Source organism: Gayadomonas joobiniege G7, from assembly GCF_000300815.1.
Classification (GTDB): domain Bacteria; phylum Pseudomonadota; class Gammaproteobacteria; order Enterobacterales; family Alteromonadaceae; genus Catenovulum; species Catenovulum joobiniege.
Genome location: NZ_AMRX01000006.1, coordinates 25423 through 42894, shown reverse-complemented (window position 1 = coordinate 42894; position 17472 = coordinate 25423). Strand labels below are relative to the sequence as shown.

Sequence of the window (17472 nt, the reverse complement as noted above, 5' to 3'; positions counted from 1 at the left end):
CACCACTAGCCGCCAATAATAGTCCCGCCATTAGGGTGAATCACTTGACCTGTTATGTAACTGGCATCATTTGAAGCTAAAAAGATATATGCTGGCGCAACTTCATCCGGTTGACCCGGACGCCCCATAGGGCTGCTTTGACCAAAAGTTTCTACCTCTTCTGCACTGAAAGAAGCTGGGATCAATGGTGTCCAAATGGGTCCGGGCGCAACTGCGTTTACTCGAATTCCAGTTTCACTTAAATTACTGGCTAATGAGCGGGTAAAACCAACAATCGCCCCTTTTGTTGCGCCATAATCAATTAAACTGCTTTTACCTCTATAGGCCACCACCGACGTTGTATTTACAACCGAATCTCCTTTGGTTAAATGCGGCAAACTGGCTTGGGTTAAAAACATAGTGCCAAATACATTGGTATCAAATGTGCGGCGAATTTGGCTTTCTTCAATCTCTGTCAAGGACTGTTTAACATGCTGCTCAGCAGCATTATTGACTAAAATATTTAACCCACCCAATTCATTTCTGGTTTGCTCAACTGCATCTAAACAAAATTTTTTGCTGGCTATATCCCCTTTGATTGCTATTGCTTTTGCTCCGGCTTCTTTAACCGCAGCTAAGGTTTCGTTTGCATCATTGTCTTCATCACGGTAAATAAAGGCTACATCAGCCCCTTCTTTAGCAAAACCCATGCAGACGGCACGGCCTATGCCACTGTCGCCGCCACTCACCAAAGCCACTTTACCGGTTAGCTTACCAGCGGGCTGATAATTTTTCATAAATGATTGAGGGCGAGGGTGCATTTGAGATTCATCACCTGGTTGATGCAATTGGTGCTGAGGGGGGAATGAATTATTGCTCGACATATCAAACTCCTTAACTTAGTGAGCTGAATCTGAAAAGTGACGCTCGCTAATTGAGCGTTTTTGCTGCTCTTCTTTTTTTGCTTTACGCATAGACTTTTCCATCTTATCGGCTTTTTTATCCGACAAAACAGCTTGCGCATCAGCAAAAATGTCTTCTTCTTCCTCTTCGATATGATGTTCTAAATCAGATTTTAGTTTTAAAAACTTTTGATACCAGGCGTTTCCTGTTAATCGTTCTGAGGTCAATTCACGCATTAACAACTCAGCTTCCTGGTGCTCTTCTTCACCATGTTCCACTTCGTTTTGAGTGTCAGCAGATTTTTTTAACGGCTTATAAAATACCTTTTCTTCAGCTTTACTATGTAGAATCAAAGTTTTTTTTAAGTCATTAAAACATTCGTCTCGCTGTTGGCTTTCCTGTGGTCCAAGATCTTCAATGCTTTGCAGCAAAGCTTTAATCTTTTTATGATCATCTTTCAAATAGGTATAAATACTCATAAATACTCTCCTTTTGGGAACACTGTTAACGCTGAATTCATTTTCAAAAACCTGCGCTGAATAAGGCTGCAAAGAGCGAGCCAAACTTTAAGCAACTGTTTTTAAATGAGTATTTAAGCTATTTATCTAAATTAATGTAAAAACTACCAGTGAACTTTGTAAAATATATCTGCTGACTTCTTACCGCCGTCCTTGCACGAAGCTTCTTAATTCGTTAGCCATTACTACCAAGTTATATTTACGACTAATAATAGTGCTGCATAATAGGTAAATTTGCACTGCCTATGGTTTGTGCCTGATAACCAAGTGTCCCAGGTAAAATTCGAAAGCCAGCGATGCCTCGCTGATCTGATTGTGATATTTTTTGCTGAACCGCTTCAATAAGCTGGCTTTTTACGGCTGGCGGAATGGCACCATCGATGACCACAGCTTGCAAATCTAACAACGCCATAGAAGCAAGTGCGGCTTGCGCAATGGCGTTAGCTGCACGCATCAGCCAAGCTTTTAAAATATTTTCAAATCCAGACCAACTGCTTTCTGGGTAATAAATCAAACTTGCCTCAAAACCGGCAACTTTTAGGTCGTTTTCTAACAAGTATAATGAAGCTTCTTCAATTAATTGTTTTGCCCCCTTATCTCCGCTAACCGGCATCGACCCTAGTGCCCCCGCATTATTATTTTGGCCATAATAAATTTGTTGGTTGAGCACTAGCCCCCCCCCAATAAAAGGGCCAATATACAAATACATAAAATGTTGTAACCGCTGCGAGTTGGCAAAACAAAGTTCTGCTGAGCAGGCTGCTGTATCATCATTACACAGATACACAGGCAAGCCGATCAAAGCCTTTAATTCGGTTTCAAAATCAAACGCCTGCCAACTTGCAAGTGCCTCTTTGGACGCCCCGACAGCTTCTGGCCAGGCCCACAATTGATAAGGCGTTGCCACCCCTAAACCTAAGATCCTAGACTGACACTCTGAAGGGACTGATTGCACTATTTGCCGATAGGCATCACTAACAAATGTCATTAAGGAGTCGACTTTAGGATAATCAATATGCAAACTCACTTGGGCGTTTATCTGGCCTGCAAAATCCACTAGCGTCATTTGATAAATTTTGCGATCAACCCTCAAACCTAAACCATAAGCGCCATTTGCACAGAGACTTAAAGGCTCAATCGGCTTGCCAACTTTTCCTTTTTTTGGTGGTTGTTTTTTTATCAAACCTGCAGCCAATAAATCATTTGTGATCACAGTGACAGCTTGGGCCGATAATCCCAAACTTTTGGCAATTTGAGCTTTTGGTAACGCATCAAAACGTCTGATTAGCGACAGTATTTGACGTTCATTATGAGCTCGTAAGCCTGTTTGACTACGGCCACCATGTAAGTTTTTTGCATGCATAAATAAGGTCAATCAACTTTAGTTATTAAATAAAAATTAAAATACCCTATTAATTAACTTTCAACAACAAAACCAAAGCAAAACTCCATATTTGATAGACTTTATAACTGAAAAATTTAATTAATAAACTTTTATTACTTATTGACAATAATTAACTCAGATGGTTAAATTCCGCCCACTTAACGTAAACAAAAAGTAAAACTTATTTATATAAGGGTGCCAATATGCAATTAGTTTCAGTCGGCGAAGCGCTCATCGATATGATGTCATTACCAGTAGATGAAAAAGACGCTTGTCATTTATCTTACAAGGCCTGTGCTGGTGGCGCGCCAGCGAATGTTGCCGTTGCAGTCGCAAAGCTTGGTGGTAAAAGCGCATTAGTCAGCAAACTTGGAGACGATCAATTTGCTCGTTTTATTTGCAAAGAATTAACCCGTTATGGTGTCGAATTGAGCAGCACCCGCCTGTGTAAAAAATCTAAAACCGCCGTTGCCATGGTGTCGTTTGATGAAGACAATGAGCGTAGTTTTGACTTTTATTTAGAAAATGCAGCACATACACGTCTACGTGCAACGGATGTTGCATCTGAATTATTTTGCTCGCAGAGTTTATTTCACTTTTGCTCTGGTTCAGTAGCCATACCTGAATTAGAAGAACAAACCAATTTAATCATTCAAACGATTAGACAGACGGGCGCCCTAATTAGCTTAGACATAAACTACCGTCCAGCCTTTTGGCAGGACACCCAACAGGCTCCGAATAAAATTTTAAAACTCGCTGAACAATCTGATGTGGTTAAAGCCAGTCGCGATGAACTGATTGATTTATATGGTGCCGAACAAGTTGAGCAATTAATTAATCAATGGGCTGCCAAAGGCATCTTAGTGTTGTTAACTAATGGACCACACGCGGTTGAATATATCTATGATAAATTTAGCGGAAAACGCACAACGCCAAAAGTGACAGCACAAGATACCACAGCAGCGGGAGATTCTTTCATCGGAGGTTTTTTATATCAAGCCATCAGTCAAAGTGAGCAAGCCGACGATTTAAAAAACTGGCTGAGTGATCATAAAAATCTTGTCTCTGCCATTGACTTTGCAACTCGTTGCGGCGCTCATACTGTGACTCAGGTGGGCTCTTTCAGCGCGCTACCAAGATTACATAATATTCAGCACCCGATGGCTGTTTCCGCTTAACCCCATCTATTTATTGGCTAGCTCTATGTTAACTCCAGCTAGCCAAATCTACCCTTGCCGCACATAATATTCAATTGATTAACAATAATACGAACTGTTATCATTAGTATGTTTTTAAATTATAATATTTCAAGGCGTGCCAATATGAACACACGAGCCAATGGACTACCATTTAAGCTATCGATCATCGCTGCTACTTTATTTGCCTATCAACCTTCGCTAAATGCGGCTGAAAGCAGTGAAATTGAGCGCATTCAAGTGCAAAGTCACTCCAGCTATCGCAGTACTGCAACCAAATCATCTCTAAAAGCGATTGATGCCCCGACTAGCATATCTATTATAGATCAAGCCCTGCTAAAACTAAGACAAGCTGATTCAGTTACAAAAGCCCTTCGTTATGTTTCTGGGGTAACGACAGAAAGCCGCCCGAGCATTAGTATTTTTGACCAGTTTAATATCCGCGGTTTTGATACTTATCAGAGCTTTTATGATGGTTTACCGCTATTATCTAACAACAGTTGGAACCTATACCCACAAGTTGATGCATTTGCCACAGACTCGGTCGAAATATTAAAAGGCCCCGCATCTAGTTTATATGGATTAGTTCCACCGGGCGGTATGGTCAATCAAGTCGCTAAATATCCCAGTAAATCGCAAAATACTAAGTTAATAGCCACCACTGGCTCTCACAACTTAATTGAGTTAGGGTTAGATTCAACTGGGCAATTTGCAGACAGTGGTGAGTATAGAATAATCGCCCTAGGCCGATCACGTGACGGTCAGCAAGATACAACAGAAAACGAGCGATATTTATTTGCGCCGTCTGCGACCATCCATTTTTCTGAGCAAACCAACCTCACAATAAGCGCCTATTACCAAAACGACCCTGAAATGGTACCTTCAACGCCTTTGCATTCAATTGGTACCTTATACCAAGCACCTTACGGAGCGCTGGACGCAGATGCATATGCCGGTGATAAAAACTGGAATCATTATGAACGTGAAGTTTTTATGTGGGGTTACAAGTTTAATCATCAGTTTGATAACGGCTGGACGTTTTTACAAAAAGCTCGTTTTACCGACGCGGATGCCTTACAACAAAATATGTACAATAAGGGTCTAGCAGACGATAACGTCACCTTAATTCGTTCTGCATATTCAACCGATGAACAGATCCGCGGGCTAACCTTAGACAACCAATTAGCCGGTACCTATTCATTTGCAAATAGCCAACATGCTTGGTTATTAGGCCTTGATTACCAGACATCAGAATCCGATGTGGCGTATCGAGATACGCTAGGCCAAAACACAGCCAGTATTGATTTATCAAATCGCGATAATAATATGCTAGTGGTTAGTGAACTACCGTTGGATTTTTATCAAGAAGATCATCAAATTGATATTAAACAACTGGGTATTTATTTTCAGGATGAAATTAATTGGCAACAACTCACTTTCATTTTAAATGGTCGTTGGGACAGTTTTGAAAGCACTGATATCGCCGATAATGTGTATGCGGGCTCCGAATATGGTTCTACCACGCAGATTGAACAAAACGCGTTTTCAGGTCGTTTAGCGGCCCTTTATAGGTTTTCTAATGGCTGGCGCGCGTATGCTAATTATGCAGAGTCGTTTGAACCTCAATCAGGTAGTGACACAGAAACCGGTCTCGCATTTGAACCAACCACAGGGCAGCAAACAGAAGTTGGTGCAAAATACCAGTCTGATAACGGTCAAAATCGCTTAAACGCAGCCTATTTTGTGCTGAAAAAAGATAACTTAGTCACCACAGGGCAAGCTGTTGACCCCAATACTAATGAGACTCGCAGCATGAGCGTGCAAACAGGGCAAGTTGAAGCAAAAGGCGTTGAGTTAGAGTTTAATAGCCAGTTAAATAAAGACGTTAGCTTGTCAGGTAATTTAACTTGGTTAGATATGGAAGTAACCGCTGATTTAGATCAAAATTTAGTCGGAAAAACGCCAGTTTGGGTAGCGGATTTTATGGCGTCTTTTTGGGCCAATTATCACTTTACCGAGTCTTTCCCAGGGCTAATGTTAGGCGCTGGTTATCGTTACGTTGGTGAAACCCAAATGGACAAATACAATACAGATACTGTCTCTGACTACGGCTTGCTCGATTTGGTTGCGGCCTATCAGTTTACGCAAAATGATGTGAAGTTAACGGCCAGCGTTAGTAACTTAACCGATGAACGCTATGTCGGCGCTTGTTATGATGCCAGCAACTGCTGGATGGGCAGCGAACGCATGGTTGAAGTGGGTGTAGAATTTAATTTTTAAACGTATTTTATGCGTTCAGCGGCAGCCCTTCTGCCGCTATTTAGGCTGAAATAAATGAAAAAAACACTTTTTAAATGGCATAGCTATCTGGCGCTTGTTGCGTTAATTCCGATTTGTTTAATCTCGATCACTGGCTCACTGTTAGTATTTAAAGTCGAAATAGATCGCTTGTTAATGCCAGAAACAGTGATCCTTAAAACGACTCAGTCGCAGCGCCTCCCATATGACCAGCTTAAAACTCAATTAGAGACTCAATTACCCGATTATCACTTAGGGACTTGGGAATTATTTGACGATGGTATTGAAGCCGACCGAGTTTATTTAATTAAACGTGGCACCCAGCAGTGGTATAAAGTGCACTTTAACCCTTATACTGGCGAATTAATTGACCGACCCGTGATATATGATGATCATTACCTCACAGACTGGATTTTAAAACTTCACTACACTTTATTATTAAATGATAAAGGCTTTTTAGGCGCTCATTTTGGCACAGTGTTAGGCTTTATATTTTCGTTAATTTTATTGTTTTTGGGCATTTCGGGTTTAGTTTTACAGTGGCGTTTTATCAAAAAGTTATTCAGTGTGCGCTGGCAAGCCCACCTGAGAGTTCTGTTAAGCGATATCCATAAATTTTTTGGGGTGATCATCTCGCCTTTATTGCTAATCGTCGCTTTTACTGGTGCATATTTTAATTTTATCGAGATCTATCACGAGACCGTCGAACACGCAGATGAAGCACACGAGCCTATGTTAAGCTCGGGTTATTATTATCAACAAACATTGTCACTAGACGACCAAGCAGACACACTGCGAGAGAATATGGCCGGATTCAAAGCAACTTATTTATCTTTTCCATTTGAAGCAGGTGGCTATTTTACTTGGTATGGTGATGTGCCAGATACCAGTGTTTTAACTAGCCAATATGCCAGTTATCAGGTTTTTGATGGTCAAAGCGGTAAATTAGTGATGCAAACAGATGCCCGCCAAGCCAGTGTTGGACACCTAGTTTTGGACAGCTTTAGACGTTTACACTTTGGTAATTTTGCGGGTTTAACAAGTAAAGTGCTCTGGTGTATTACCGGTTTGATCCCCTTATTTTTGTCGATTACAGGGGTTTATATGTGGTTAATCAGAACTCGAAAAATTAATATCGAGCGAAAATAAATTATTACTAAGATGATAATAATCCCTCGCTCGTACGAGGGATTATCTGCTGGTTTAAGCTGCGTGGCGACCTTCGCAAATCTCTTCAATCAGTTTACGGTTAAAGGCGTCTAAATCGTCTGGTTTGCGGCTTGTCACTAAACCTTGGTCTACAACCACTTTTTCGTCAACCCACTTGGCGCCGGCATTTTTTAAATCAGTTTGAATGCTTGGGTAAGAGGTGACTTTACGGTCATTGACGACACCGGCTTCGGCTAATAACCAAGGTCCGTGGCAGATAGCCCCAACAGGTTTTTGCTCGTCTTCGGCAAAAAAACCACTGACGAAATTTACGGCTTTCTGATCGGTTCGCAAGGTGTCTGGATTAAACAAACCACCTGGCAACATAAGTGCATGATACTCTGACGATTTTACCTCATCTAGGGTTTTGTCTACGGCAATACTGTCACCCCAATCGGTTTCGTTCCAGCCTTTGATAGAGCCACTTTTTAAACTCACGATCTCAACTTCGGCACCCGCTTCTAACAAAGCTTTGCGCGGTTCAAAAAGTTCGCTTTGTTCAAAACCGTCGGTTGCTAAAATCGCAATTTTTTTGCCTTGAATTTTCTTTACTGTCATCATTCACTCCTGTTTGTTGATTTCAAGAAAAACTCATCTTTTGCTACGCAGACACAATTTAAAAAGATCGCCAATAAATTAATTTTTAATGATTGATCCAATCACTTGGGTAAGATTTTAATTCGTCGATAAACTCACTGCCACGGCCCGCTTTATATAACAGATAAACCTGATGTTTAGCCCGAGTCAGGGCAACGTAAAATAACCGTCTTTCTTCAGCATGATTAAAAGCTTCGGGTGCCGCCAGCACGGCATTTTGTAATGCTTGCTGCCCGTAAGTACTTGGAAACATCCCTTGTTCAACCCCCAATATCAAACTGATGTCGGCTTCTAACCCTTTGCTCGCATGCGCAGTCACCACCGTAATTTGCAAATGCTTATAATCTCCTTTGTTGACGTATAACGACTCAAGTCCAGGCGTTTTGCTTAGCGCATTACGACTGATTAACAAAAGCGAAATAGAGCGCCCCAATTGCCCTGCCTGCTGGTTAATATGAGATAATATCTGTTTTACTTCTGCCATATAATCTTGCACTGGAAACAAATGAACGGCCGCTTCATTAATCTTTTGCTGAGGGTTAACTTGTTTGTTTATTTGATTGGGGTTTTGACGAATAAAACGGCTGGATACAGCTTCAATTTTATCGTTAAAACGAAAAGTTTGATCTAAAGTTAAGCGCTCAGATGGTGCAAAGTGTTTATCAAATTCGGTAAAAAAGCTAACTTCAGCGCCGTTAAACCGATAAATGGATTGCCAGTCGTCACCAACGGCAAATAATCGGCAGTTTGCCGACGAACTTAACAATGCCTGTAAAAGGCGTATCCGACCTGCAGAAATGTCTTGAAACTCATCAACAATAATGTATTTAAAGGTATGAGAAACCTGACCATTTGCTAACAATTCAGCACTCTGTTTTATCATATCTGAAAATTCAAATGATGTGGCTTTATCAGCGGCTTCAGCTTTAACCAAATAGTCTAACCAGGTTTGCACTGCTGAGATACAATGTCCTCTTAAACCATTTTCCTGTATGATTGGCCAACAATTCACAACCTGTTTCATCAATTTTTCTTCGCTGAGTTGATAGTGTTTACAAACGGCTTGAAAAGCATTTTGATAAGCTCCGGAGGTTTGCAATAAATCTTGATGAACAGCTAACAGGCGTGGCTCAATTGATTCTTTCGTTTGTTTATATTGCTGACCATATTTTTGTTTTAATAAACTTAAACCAAATGAGTGGAAAGTTTTAACTTGGATTCGCTCAGCGATTAGGGGTAACTTTTGGTCCAATCGGCTACGCATTTCATCGGCAGCTTTTTGGCCAAATGCCAATAATAAAATGTGTTCTGGCTCAGCCAGTTTACGTGCAACTAAATAAGCAGTTTTGGCCATAATCAGAGCAGTTTTACCACTGCCAGCTCCAGCAACGACTAGAGTATGATCGTTATTATTTACACAGGCCAACTGCTGAGCAGGTGTTAACGGATGCTGGTTGAGCTTGGCAAAAAAAGGAGCGTCTCGCTGCAATAAATTCTGCACTACACGCTGATTGTGCTGCGCCCGTCCTGCTTCACTGACAGATGCCTTAGTCAGTTGGTTTGCGTATAAAAATATCTCCCTGTGCATTAATAGTTTAAAGTCATGCTCTGTGACCCCAAGCTTATTAAATTCAGCGGCCAAGGTTTTTAGCTGTTGTATGTTTTGCCATTCGTAACTTGAATAATAATACTGGGCTGATTTATGACCTAACATTTGTTGGTAAAACCATTGCCACCGATCATTATCGGCAACACTCGCAATCAAATGTTGAATTGTTTGTTGGTGAAATGCCAATAAGTCAGTGTATAAATAACCTTTGCATACATATGTTTGTCGCTCTAAGCTATTAATGTGTAAGCGTGAAAACCACCAACCTTTAGTCACATGAATTTTATTGATTTGATCAAGTGGGATTTCCCTGACCTGGTTATTTTTATCAATTAAGATAGCGTCTGAGGTCAGGGTCAAAGCGCTTCGAGTAGCCAGCAGTTGCTGCACAAACCTATATCCTTTGCGCGGTATAATTTTCATACATCAATTAAATTAAGAAGTTTGCGCAAAGATTAACGAGCCTATCGATAAGCTGCAAGCGGAAAAGATGTAAAGTGCAAAACCGTTGGGGTTTTGCACTTTTAAATTGAAGTTAGGCCAACATAATAGATTTTTGATTTACAAATTCTAAGATGCCCGCACCCCCATGCTCACGGCCGTAACCACTATCTTTAACACCACCAAATGGTAAGTTTGGGTGAGCTAAACCATACCCGTTAATGTTAACCATGCCGGTATCAAAGTGGTATTTGGCCAACTCAAGTGCTTTGGCAGTATTTTGACTAAAAATTCCACCACCTAGCCCATAGCGGCTGTCGTTCGCTACTTTAATTGCTTCTTCATCATCTTTAACTTTAATTAGCGCCGCAACAGGACCGAAGAGCTCATCATCATAAGCAGGCATACCAGCAGTTACATTTTCTAATATCGACGGAGGATAAAAATAACCCGGTTGTTCTGGTATTTCACACCCTAATACTGGCACCGCACCTTTATCGATTGAGGCTTTAACCTGATCGGCTAATTTATCCCGCAAATCTTTACGCGCCATAGGGCCAATATCTGTTTCTTTTAAATTTGGATCACCAACTTTTAATTGGCTCATAGCACCTTTTAAACCTTCTTTAAAGGTTTGATAGTTTCTCTCCGTGACAATAAAACGTTTAGCCGAAACGCAAGTTTGACCATTATTGATGACCCTTGCTTGAGTGCAGGTTTCGACCGCCAACTTAACATCTGCATCATCTAAAACTAAATAAGCGTCATTACTGCCAAGCTCTAAAACTGATTTTTTCGCTTGGCTTGCAGCAATACTGGCAACTTTTTTGCCAGTTTCATCACTCCCGGTAAAGGTCACACCTTGTATATGTCGGTGTTCAATCAATTGACTGGCTGTTTTGCCGTCAATTAACAAACTTTGCAGTGCGTATTTTGGGAACCCTGCCTCTTCGAACAGCTTTTCGATTAATTGCGCCATGCCAAAGACGTTTGCAGCATGTTTTAGCACTGTGGTATTGCCGGCAGCTATCGTCACCGCACTATAACGGATCACCTGATAGAGTGGGAAGTTCCACGGCTGTATGCCCAATATGACTCCGAGTGGACGGTATGTTATTAATGCTTCACCTTCATCCACCGAACGCTTTTCATCTTCAATTTGCTTTACCGATTGACGCGCAGTATAACGACAAATTTCGGCGCATGTTGCGACTTCCATGATCCCCTGCTCCTTAACTTTACCCATTTCATCTGTCATTAGCTGAGCGATAGAAGCTTTGCGCGCATCCAGTAATTTAGCTAAATTCTCTAAACATTGTTGACGGTCTGAAATTTTACTTAATTTCCATTGCTGAAAACAATCATGCGCTCGATCAACTGCTCGTTCTGCTTCTTCAACTGAAAGTAGCGTATATTTTTTGATATCTTCTTCGGTGAATGGATTTACAGTAGTAGCATGCTTAGACATATCGACTCCAATAAGTTGTCAGTTAAACGGGGCAATCCCACTTGACTATTATCTACTGGTCGATTGTGCGCTTGGTTCATAATAATAAAGATCATTAAAAACTGAACCATGTGTTTTTTAAGGCAGTAGAAAAAATTGAAAGCACTAAAAGAGGAGGCTTTATGTTAGGTGAAAATCATTCTTTGTTAAACGAATTTCCCGAGTATGAACATACGATTATGGACTTGATGGAGTCCAACCAAAAATTTTCTAAAGAAGCCAAAACTTATGATGCGATTGACAGAGAAATCCGCAAATTAGAACTACGTGATCAACCGATTGACGACATAGATATGAAAAAAATGAAACTGCAAAGAGCTGAACTAAAAGATTCTCTCCACCAGCAGTTGGAAAACGAAAGCAATTAACCAGTCAATCTCGGCACTTATTAAAATGACAGTGGAAGGACTTTATCCTTTCAACTGTCATTTAACATTCAGCAGATACATAGTGATTTTCTCGGGCTAAAGCGCCAGATCGATCATTTAATTTTAGTATTTAGTTTGATATTTTTTGTTTCGATTCGATCTTCAAAACCATAGCGGTTGACGTTTTATATTTCCCGCCCATTAACGCCAGAAATAGATAAGCAGGCTTTCCGTCTATAAAAAGTATTTGCGGCCGTTCCATTCGCTCAACTTTTGTTTCATTTAAATAAAACTTATTGGTGCGATAACCCAATTGAGGAGCCGACCAATTTAAACCGTCATTTGAATCTAACATGAGTCCCACATGCGGATGAATCACCCCCATATCTCTCATTATCATATAAAATTTATCATTATGATAATAAACATACGCGTCTTCTACCTGCTTACCTAAATCAGCAAAAGAGACTAGCGGATTGTTTTCATGCTTTTGGTACGGACCCGTTAGCTTTTCACTTATCGCAACACCCATTTTTCTAAGATTATCATTATATTTGTCCCAAGCTTTATAATAGAGCCAATATTCTCCGTTAGGATGTTGCAACAGTGCTGGGTTAGTCACTAAATAGCTGTCCCATGCCGCTTTATTTTGGCTAATATCCAAAATGGGATGATCTGAAACACGCTTAAAAGGTCCATAAATATTATCGGCTACCGCTAATCCAATTCGTTGTGTTGAGGCATGATGGCCATCATATTTTTCTGCATCTGTTAGGTTATTCCCTAAATAAAATAATGCATATTTGTCTCCCACTTTTTGAATCGTTGGGTTATGAATGGTATCAGCGTCCCAATGCTCACCGCCGCGTCCGCGCAAGACAGTCCCTAACACAGTATATGGACCTTCAGGATGATCAGCGACAGCATGGGCGATTTCACTATGCTTTAACCAGCCGCCATGTGTGCCCCGCCACCTTGAAAAAAACACATGAATTTTACCGTCGTCATCAAGGATCGGAGAGGCTCCCCAAATGTTCCAATTTTTTTCTTCCAGGATGCGTTTACCACCCGCTAAAGATTTAACAAAATCTGATTCAACTATCTGGTGTTGATTTAGGTCTTCAGGTAGCGGTTGATGAGCATCTAATTGAGCTGCCGCCGTCATAAAACTCAAACTGAACAAGCTTGCGATTAAAAATTTCATCCAGCATGCCCTTTTGTATCAATGTTTTTGGGAAAGTATTTATTTAAAACGGGATCTTTTGTTTTTAACATTTTTTCAAAAATGATGTCGTCAAATTGGTTAATAATACGCATTAATTCAGGCTGATTAGTATTGATTAAATTCTGGCTTTCATCCGGGTCCGCTTGCAGATCATAAAACTCATCTCGGTTATTATTTCTAAAGTCTTTAACCAATTTATAACGACCATCACTATACATGCGCATCTGTGTTTTGCTCTGATGTAAGGTGGTGTAAGCAGCATAATACTCGGTCGATAAACGCTGCTGACTATCCAATAAGGCCGGTAAAAAACTATTTCCCCTTATGATGGCATTAGCCGGTAATTGCCCTTGCGCTATCTCAACGAGTGTCGGGAACCAATCTAGATTTGAAATAGTAGACAGATTTTTACTGCCAGCTTCTACCACTCCGGGCCAAACTACTATCGTTGGTACTTTAATTGAGTTGTCATACATATTTGGCCGTTGATTCTTTTGCGCAAACTCTCTGGCCGGGACAACATCTTTTAACAGCCAATGGCCATTACCCTTGTGCCAAATCCCATTGTGGGCCATGTTATAACCATGGTCCGACGTAAATACAATCAGGGTGTTTTTAGTTAACTTAAGCGCTTTAAGCTGTTCCAATAAACGCCCTATATTACGATCAACGCTGCGCACGCTCGAAAGGTATTCTTTCATAAAACGTTTGGCTTTTTTAACATCAAGGTTTGGGTAGTCTGGATGTGGTAACTTGATATCTAACTCTTTGTAAGGGGCTGCGTCTGCTTCTGCTACCGGTAACCACTGGGTATGTGGTGCGCGGTAATGCAACGATAATGCAAACCTTTTTTGCCGGTTACGCTGGATAAAGTCTATCGCCTGATCAGTTAAAATATCTGAGGTCAAGCCTTGGTACTGACTCACTTTTCCCTGTTTCTCTAAGCTAGGATCTTTCGTTTTATTCCCGCCGGAACGAAAACCGACAAACTCATCATAGCCCTGCGCTGTAGGATGGAATTTATCTAATTCACCTAAATGCCACTTGCCAACCAGACCTGTGTGGTAACCTTGTTGCTGCAAAATTTTAGGCCATGTAGGTAAACTTGGATCAACGCCTAAGTTGGGTTCTTTTCGGGTCATTGATGGGTAATGGGTATTAATCCAGTCATCGATACCTAACTCATAACCATATCTGGAGGTTAACAAACCCGCACGAGACGGACTGCATACGGGCGTTGTAGTATACGCATTTGGAAATTGCATGCCAGTGGCTGCCAGCTTATCCATGTTTGGCGTAAAGGCTTGGGCATTGCCGGCAGCGCCCAATGCCCAAGGCGCCTGATCATCTGTGTAGATAAACAGGATGTTCGGTTGGGTAAATTGGGCTGAGTCGGTTGTACTGTCATCAGGGATAGCATAACAGCCTGTCAACAGCAATGCTGCACAAAGCAGCATAAGTTGATTGATGTTTAAATGCATAAAGTATCAAGTTATTAGAGTGTTAATAATTTGATACTTTAACAAAAAAGGCCAAGGTGACTCAAGGGTAAAAACACATATTTAAATTTAGAACACGTTAGCAACATACATAACCACGACGTAACGGAAAAACTTACCCAACCCAACTAATAAAATAAACAACCACAAATTAACTCGCATGATCCCTGCAATCAGGGTTAATACATCACCACCGAGGGGCAGCCAGGCGAATAAAAGACTCCATACACCATATTTTTGGAACCAAATTTGTGAGCGTTTAATTTGACTGTCTTTAAAATAAAACCACTTTTTATCTTTAAATTTGAGCAAATACCAACCTAAATAAAAATTTACCACAGAGCCTAACGTATTGCCTGATGTCGCTAACAACAATAATAACCACGCTGGCTCTCCCTGCCTTAACATAGAAAATAGAATCACTTCAGAATAAAACGGCAGCACTGTCGCAGCCAAAAATGATGAAGCGAATAAAATAAAATAAGAAAGCATTATCGATCCGTTTGTCGATTAGAGATGGCTTGCTCAACCAGCCATGTAAACAGTCCTCGTTGGCTGGCAATATAAAACAAGTATTCTGGATGCCATTGAACCCCTAATACAGCTTCATGGGGTGTACGGCTTTCAATGGCTTGCACAAACTCATCCGCATCGTAAGCAACGGCTTGCATACTATCGGCAACAGATTTTATTGCCTGATGATGAATTGCATTTACCTTGGTTTGTGTTAAGCCGCCTAAACAACGTGAAACTTTGGTGTCTGCCAAGATAGTCACAGGTTTAACGGGAAACAACTGGATTCCATTTTTAGTTTTTTTTCGCATTTCAGAAATATCTGTATAAAGATCACCCCCTTTAATCACATTAATTAATTGATAACCTCGACAAATACCCATCAAAGGTTTTTGTGCGGAGAGCGCATAATGAATAAACTCGCTTTCCAGTTTATCTCTTTTAATGTCATAACTTTTATGTGGGTCTGCTTTTGCCCCATATAACTTAGGATCTATATCACTGCCACCACTGATTAAAAAGGCATCGAAGGATTCAGCATCTTTTGGTTTTTTTGAGCAAACTCGAACCGCCTTACCACCTGCTAGCCAAATTCCAAAACAAATTGCTAACCAAGCCGGCGACACGTATTTATTGTCTGTTGTGACCGCAATAAGTGGTCTTTTAGTGTATTTTTTTGTCATTTAGTGTGCCGTCACAATTTGAATGAACTTTTTCCAGCGGAAACAATCCGCTGCAACTAATGCAACCGTTAACAAAGGCACCGCAATAATTGCACCTGCTGCTCCCCACAACCATCCCCAAAATATGACCGAAATAAAAACCACGATTGGATTAATTTTGAGGCGAAAACCATGCACTAAAGGGTCGATAAAAAAACCAAATATGGTCGACAGTCCCATAAATATCCCAAGGGGCATTAGACTTTCCATCAAAGTATCAAAGTGTGTTAATGATACTAGGGTCAATAAGATAGCGATTAAGCTAATGCCAACATAAGGGATAAATCTCAAAAAGGTAATTAATACAACCCAAGTCCAAGCTAAAGGGACATCCAAGTACCAAAAAATTAAACTGGCAATACAACCCAATGTCAAATTAACTAAAAATGCTGCGCCTAAATACTGTCCAACTTCGCTGCGTAAGCGCTGAAACAATCGAATATACTGTTTACGTTTATAGCGACGGCGGGACAAACAGACTAAATTTAAAACGAGCTGCTGGCCACTCGTTAATAAAAACATGGTCAGTGCGAAAATCAGCAAAACACTGGTAACCGCTTTTTGCAACGAGGCTAAAATATCAGAAGACCAATTGCTTTCTTGTTCGACAGTGATTTGTGTAGTTTGTCTCTGGTCTTTTTCGATATCCATCTTTTCAACAGCATCATTAACCTTTTTAGAGGTCTCTTGCAGCTTTGATATGGTTTGTTGGATTTCTTTATCTGAGTTAAATCTCTGCTCTAGTTTGGCAGGTGCTTTGGACATCCACTCGGCGACTGCAGGTGTTACTAACCATAGTGAACCGACAAAAACGGCAACACTCACTACCAACATGATTAAACTAGCCAACAAATTGGGTATTTTAAGCTTGGTCAGCAAACGCACCGCCGGAGACAAAACTAAACTTAAAATAAACGCAAGCGTAATAGGCAATAAAAAATCTTTTGCTAAAGCCAGTGAGGTGATCACAAGCACCACTAAAAAAAAGCGATAGCCTGGCAATTTTTGCCACAGCTTTTTATTTTCTGATTTGATTTGAGCAATAGACAAAACGAAGTTCCTTGTTTTATTAGAATTCTGGAACTTTATAACGCTAATATTCACAAAAAGATCATATCAGCGTGTCAAACGTCTTCTGGCCGAAAGCAGTTGCTTGACTCTATTTGGGTTGTCCTTGCTCAGCTAATTTAGCTTTAGCAGCTTCAACCTTTGTATAATCTAAACCGAGTTCTTCTGTTGCATCTTTTATCAACTGCGGGTTACTCATAACTGTCATCATCAGGTGTTGTAACTTTTCTTGCGGTAAACCCAATGATTGAATGGTGCTCATAGCCGCCATTGGGTTAGCGGTTAGCTGGTTGAACAAAGCGACGATCTGCTCGTCTGATATATTTTCTTCTCGCAAAATTTGTAAAATCGGATTCATATTCAGTCTCCCTAATATAAAAGCTTTTTTTATACCCTGATGCGAACTCTATGTAAACTTTTTTACTGCCCGTCCCGT

The 17472-nt window shown here is 40.6% G+C and carries 16 protein-coding genes; 4 read left to right on the top strand and 12 right to left on the bottom strand.

Annotated elements, in window-relative coordinates:
- Window positions 1–5: 5 nt before the first annotated feature.
- The 3 genes from C727_RS0107315 to C727_RS0107305 form a co-directional block, all read right to left on the bottom strand.
- Complete coding sequence (locus tag C727_RS0107315) at window positions 6–863, bottom strand: SDR family oxidoreductase (protein WP_017444974.1); 858 nt, start codon at window positions 861–863, stop codon at window positions 6–8.
- A 15-nt stretch (window positions 864–878) separates the two neighbouring features.
- The gene (locus tag C727_RS0107310) at window positions 879–1361 is read right to left on the bottom strand and encodes a hemerythrin domain-containing protein (protein WP_017444973.1); all 483 of its coding nucleotides are present in this window, start codon (window positions 1359–1361) and stop codon (window positions 879–881) included.
- 244 nt (window positions 1362–1605) lie between these two features.
- Window positions 1606–2763 carry an ROK family transcriptional regulator gene (locus tag C727_RS0107305; RefSeq protein WP_026052607.1) on the bottom strand — a complete coding sequence of 386 codons (1158 nt, stop codon included), beginning with the start codon at window positions 2761–2763 and terminating at the stop codon, window positions 1606–1608.
- 224 nt (window positions 2764–2987) lie between these two features.
- Here C727_RS0107305 and C727_RS0107300 point away from each other — a divergent pair, with 224 nt between their 5' ends.
- The 3 genes from C727_RS0107300 to C727_RS0107290 all read left to right on the top strand — a co-directional run bounded on the left by C727_RS0107300 (window position 2988) and on the right by C727_RS0107290 (window position 7427).
- Complete coding sequence (locus C727_RS0107300) at window positions 2988–3962, top strand: carbohydrate kinase family protein (protein ID WP_017444971.1); 975 nt, start codon at window positions 2988–2990, stop codon at window positions 3960–3962.
- A gap of 144 nt (window positions 3963–4106) precedes the next feature.
- Window positions 4107–6260: a TonB-dependent siderophore receptor gene (locus tag C727_RS0107295; RefSeq protein WP_017444970.1), complete on the top strand. Its 2154-nt coding sequence runs from the start codon at window positions 4107–4109 to the stop codon at window positions 6258–6260.
- Between the two features lie 54 nt (window positions 6261–6314).
- Window positions 6315–7427 (top strand): PepSY-associated TM helix domain-containing protein, encoded by a 1113-nt coding sequence (locus tag C727_RS0107290; protein WP_017444969.1) that lies wholly within the window; start codon window positions 6315–6317, stop codon window positions 7425–7427.
- A 54-nt stretch (window positions 7428–7481) separates the two neighbouring features.
- On the opposite strand, the gene C727_RS0107285 is transcribed toward C727_RS0107290, so the two are convergent.
- From C727_RS0107285 to C727_RS0107275, 3 genes are all read right to left on the bottom strand, one after another.
- Entirely contained in the window at window positions 7482–8045 is a 564-nt protein-coding gene (locus C727_RS0107285; RefSeq protein WP_017444968.1) for a type 1 glutamine amidotransferase domain-containing protein, read from the bottom strand.
- Window positions 8046–8130: 85 nt separating this feature from the next.
- On the bottom strand, window positions 8131–10083 hold the full coding sequence (locus tag C727_RS0107280) for a UvrD-helicase domain-containing protein (RefSeq protein WP_017444967.1): 1953 nt from the start codon (window positions 10081–10083) through the stop codon (window positions 8131–8133).
- A 145-nt stretch (window positions 10084–10228) separates the two neighbouring features.
- Window positions 10229–11602 (bottom strand): NAD-dependent succinate-semialdehyde dehydrogenase, encoded by a 1374-nt coding sequence (locus C727_RS0107275; protein ID WP_017444966.1) that lies wholly within the window; start codon window positions 11600–11602, stop codon window positions 10229–10231.
- A 161-nt stretch (window positions 11603–11763) separates the two neighbouring features.
- Here C727_RS0107275 and C727_RS0107270 point away from each other — a divergent pair, with 161 nt between their 5' ends.
- Complete coding sequence (locus C727_RS0107270; RefSeq protein WP_017444965.1) at window positions 11764–12009, top strand: HP1242/YdcH family protein; 246 nt, start codon at window positions 11764–11766, stop codon at window positions 12007–12009.
- Window positions 12010–12139: 130 nt separating this feature from the next.
- Here the strand turns inward: C727_RS0107270 and C727_RS0107265 are convergent, their stop codons facing one another.
- The 6 genes from C727_RS0107265 to C727_RS0107240 form a co-directional block, all read right to left on the bottom strand.
- The gene (locus C727_RS0107265; protein WP_017444964.1) at window positions 12140–13213 is read right to left on the bottom strand and encodes a glycoside hydrolase family protein; all 1074 of its coding nucleotides are present in this window, start codon (window positions 13211–13213) and stop codon (window positions 12140–12142) included.
- Window positions 13210–14715 carry a sulfatase family protein gene (locus C727_RS0107260; RefSeq protein WP_017444963.1) on the bottom strand — a complete coding sequence of 502 codons (1506 nt, stop codon included), beginning with the start codon at window positions 14713–14715 and terminating at the stop codon, window positions 13210–13212. The genes C727_RS0107265 and C727_RS0107260 overlap by 4 nt, the downstream gene beginning before the upstream one ends.
- Before the next feature lie 87 nt (window positions 14716–14802).
- On the bottom strand, window positions 14803–15225 hold the full coding sequence (locus C727_RS0107255) for a YqaA family protein (protein WP_017444962.1): 423 nt from the start codon (window positions 15223–15225) through the stop codon (window positions 14803–14805).
- Window positions 15225–15929: a gamma-glutamyl-gamma-aminobutyrate hydrolase family protein gene (locus C727_RS0107250; RefSeq protein WP_017444961.1), complete on the bottom strand. Its 705-nt coding sequence runs from the start codon at window positions 15927–15929 to the stop codon at window positions 15225–15227. The genes C727_RS0107255 and C727_RS0107250 overlap by 1 nt, the downstream gene beginning before the upstream one ends.
- The gene (locus tag C727_RS0107245) at window positions 15930–17018 is read right to left on the bottom strand and encodes an AI-2E family transporter (protein WP_017444960.1); all 1089 of its coding nucleotides are present in this window, start codon (window positions 17016–17018) and stop codon (window positions 15930–15932) included.
- Between the two features lie 109 nt (window positions 17019–17127).
- Window positions 17128–17394, bottom strand: a complete 267-nt coding sequence (locus C727_RS0107240) for a DUF2999 family protein (protein WP_017444959.1) — start codon at window positions 17392–17394, stop codon at window positions 17128–17130.
- Between the last annotated feature and the right edge of the window lie 78 nt (window positions 17395–17472).

What these genes read in the sequence shown, in the direction of transcription:
- C727_RS0107310 (WP_017444973.1), bottom strand. Translation starts at nt 1,361, where the DNA reads ATGAGTATTTATACCTATTTGAAAGATGATCATAAAAAGATTAAAGCT.
- C727_RS0107305 (WP_026052607.1), bottom strand. Translation starts at nt 2,763, where the DNA reads ATGCATGCAAAAAACTTACATGGTGGCCGTAGTCAAACAGGCTTACGA.
- C727_RS0107270 (WP_017444965.1), top strand. Translation starts at nt 11,764, where the DNA reads ATGTTAGGTGAAAATCATTCTTTGTTAAACGAATTTCCCGAGTATGAA.
- C727_RS0107240 (WP_017444959.1), bottom strand. Translation starts at nt 17,394, where the DNA reads ATGAATCCGATTTTACAAATTTTGCGAGAAGAAAATATATCAGACGAG.
- C727_RS0107295 (WP_017444970.1), top strand. Translation starts at nt 4,107, where the DNA reads ATGAACACACGAGCCAATGGACTACCATTTAAGCTATCGATCATCGCT.
- C727_RS0107285 (WP_017444968.1), bottom strand. Translation starts at nt 8,045, where the DNA reads ATGACAGTAAAGAAAATTCAAGGCAAAAAAATTGCGATTTTAGCAACC.
- C727_RS0107265 (WP_017444964.1), bottom strand. Translation starts at nt 13,213, where the DNA reads ATGAAATTTTTAATCGCAAGCTTGTTCAGTTTGAGTTTTATGACGGCG.
- C727_RS0107255 (WP_017444962.1), bottom strand. Translation starts at nt 15,225, where the DNA reads ATGCTTTCTTATTTTATTTTATTCGCTTCATCATTTTTGGCTGCGACA.
- C727_RS0107300 (WP_017444971.1), top strand. Translation starts at nt 2,988, where the DNA reads ATGCAATTAGTTTCAGTCGGCGAAGCGCTCATCGATATGATGTCATTA.
- C727_RS0107315 (WP_017444974.1), bottom strand. Translation starts at nt 863, where the DNA reads ATGTCGAGCAATAATTCATTCCCCCCTCAGCACCAATTGCATCAACCA.
- C727_RS0107260 (WP_017444963.1), bottom strand. Translation starts at nt 14,715, where the DNA reads ATGCATTTAAACATCAATCAACTTATGCTGCTTTGTGCAGCATTGCTG.
- C727_RS0107290 (WP_017444969.1), top strand. Translation starts at nt 6,315, where the DNA reads ATGAAAAAAACACTTTTTAAATGGCATAGCTATCTGGCGCTTGTTGCG.
- C727_RS0107250 (WP_017444961.1), bottom strand. Translation starts at nt 15,929, where the DNA reads ATGACAAAAAAATACACTAAAAGACCACTTATTGCGGTCACAACAGAC.
- C727_RS0107275 (WP_017444966.1), bottom strand. Translation starts at nt 11,602, where the DNA reads ATGTCTAAGCATGCTACTACTGTAAATCCATTCACCGAAGAAGATATC.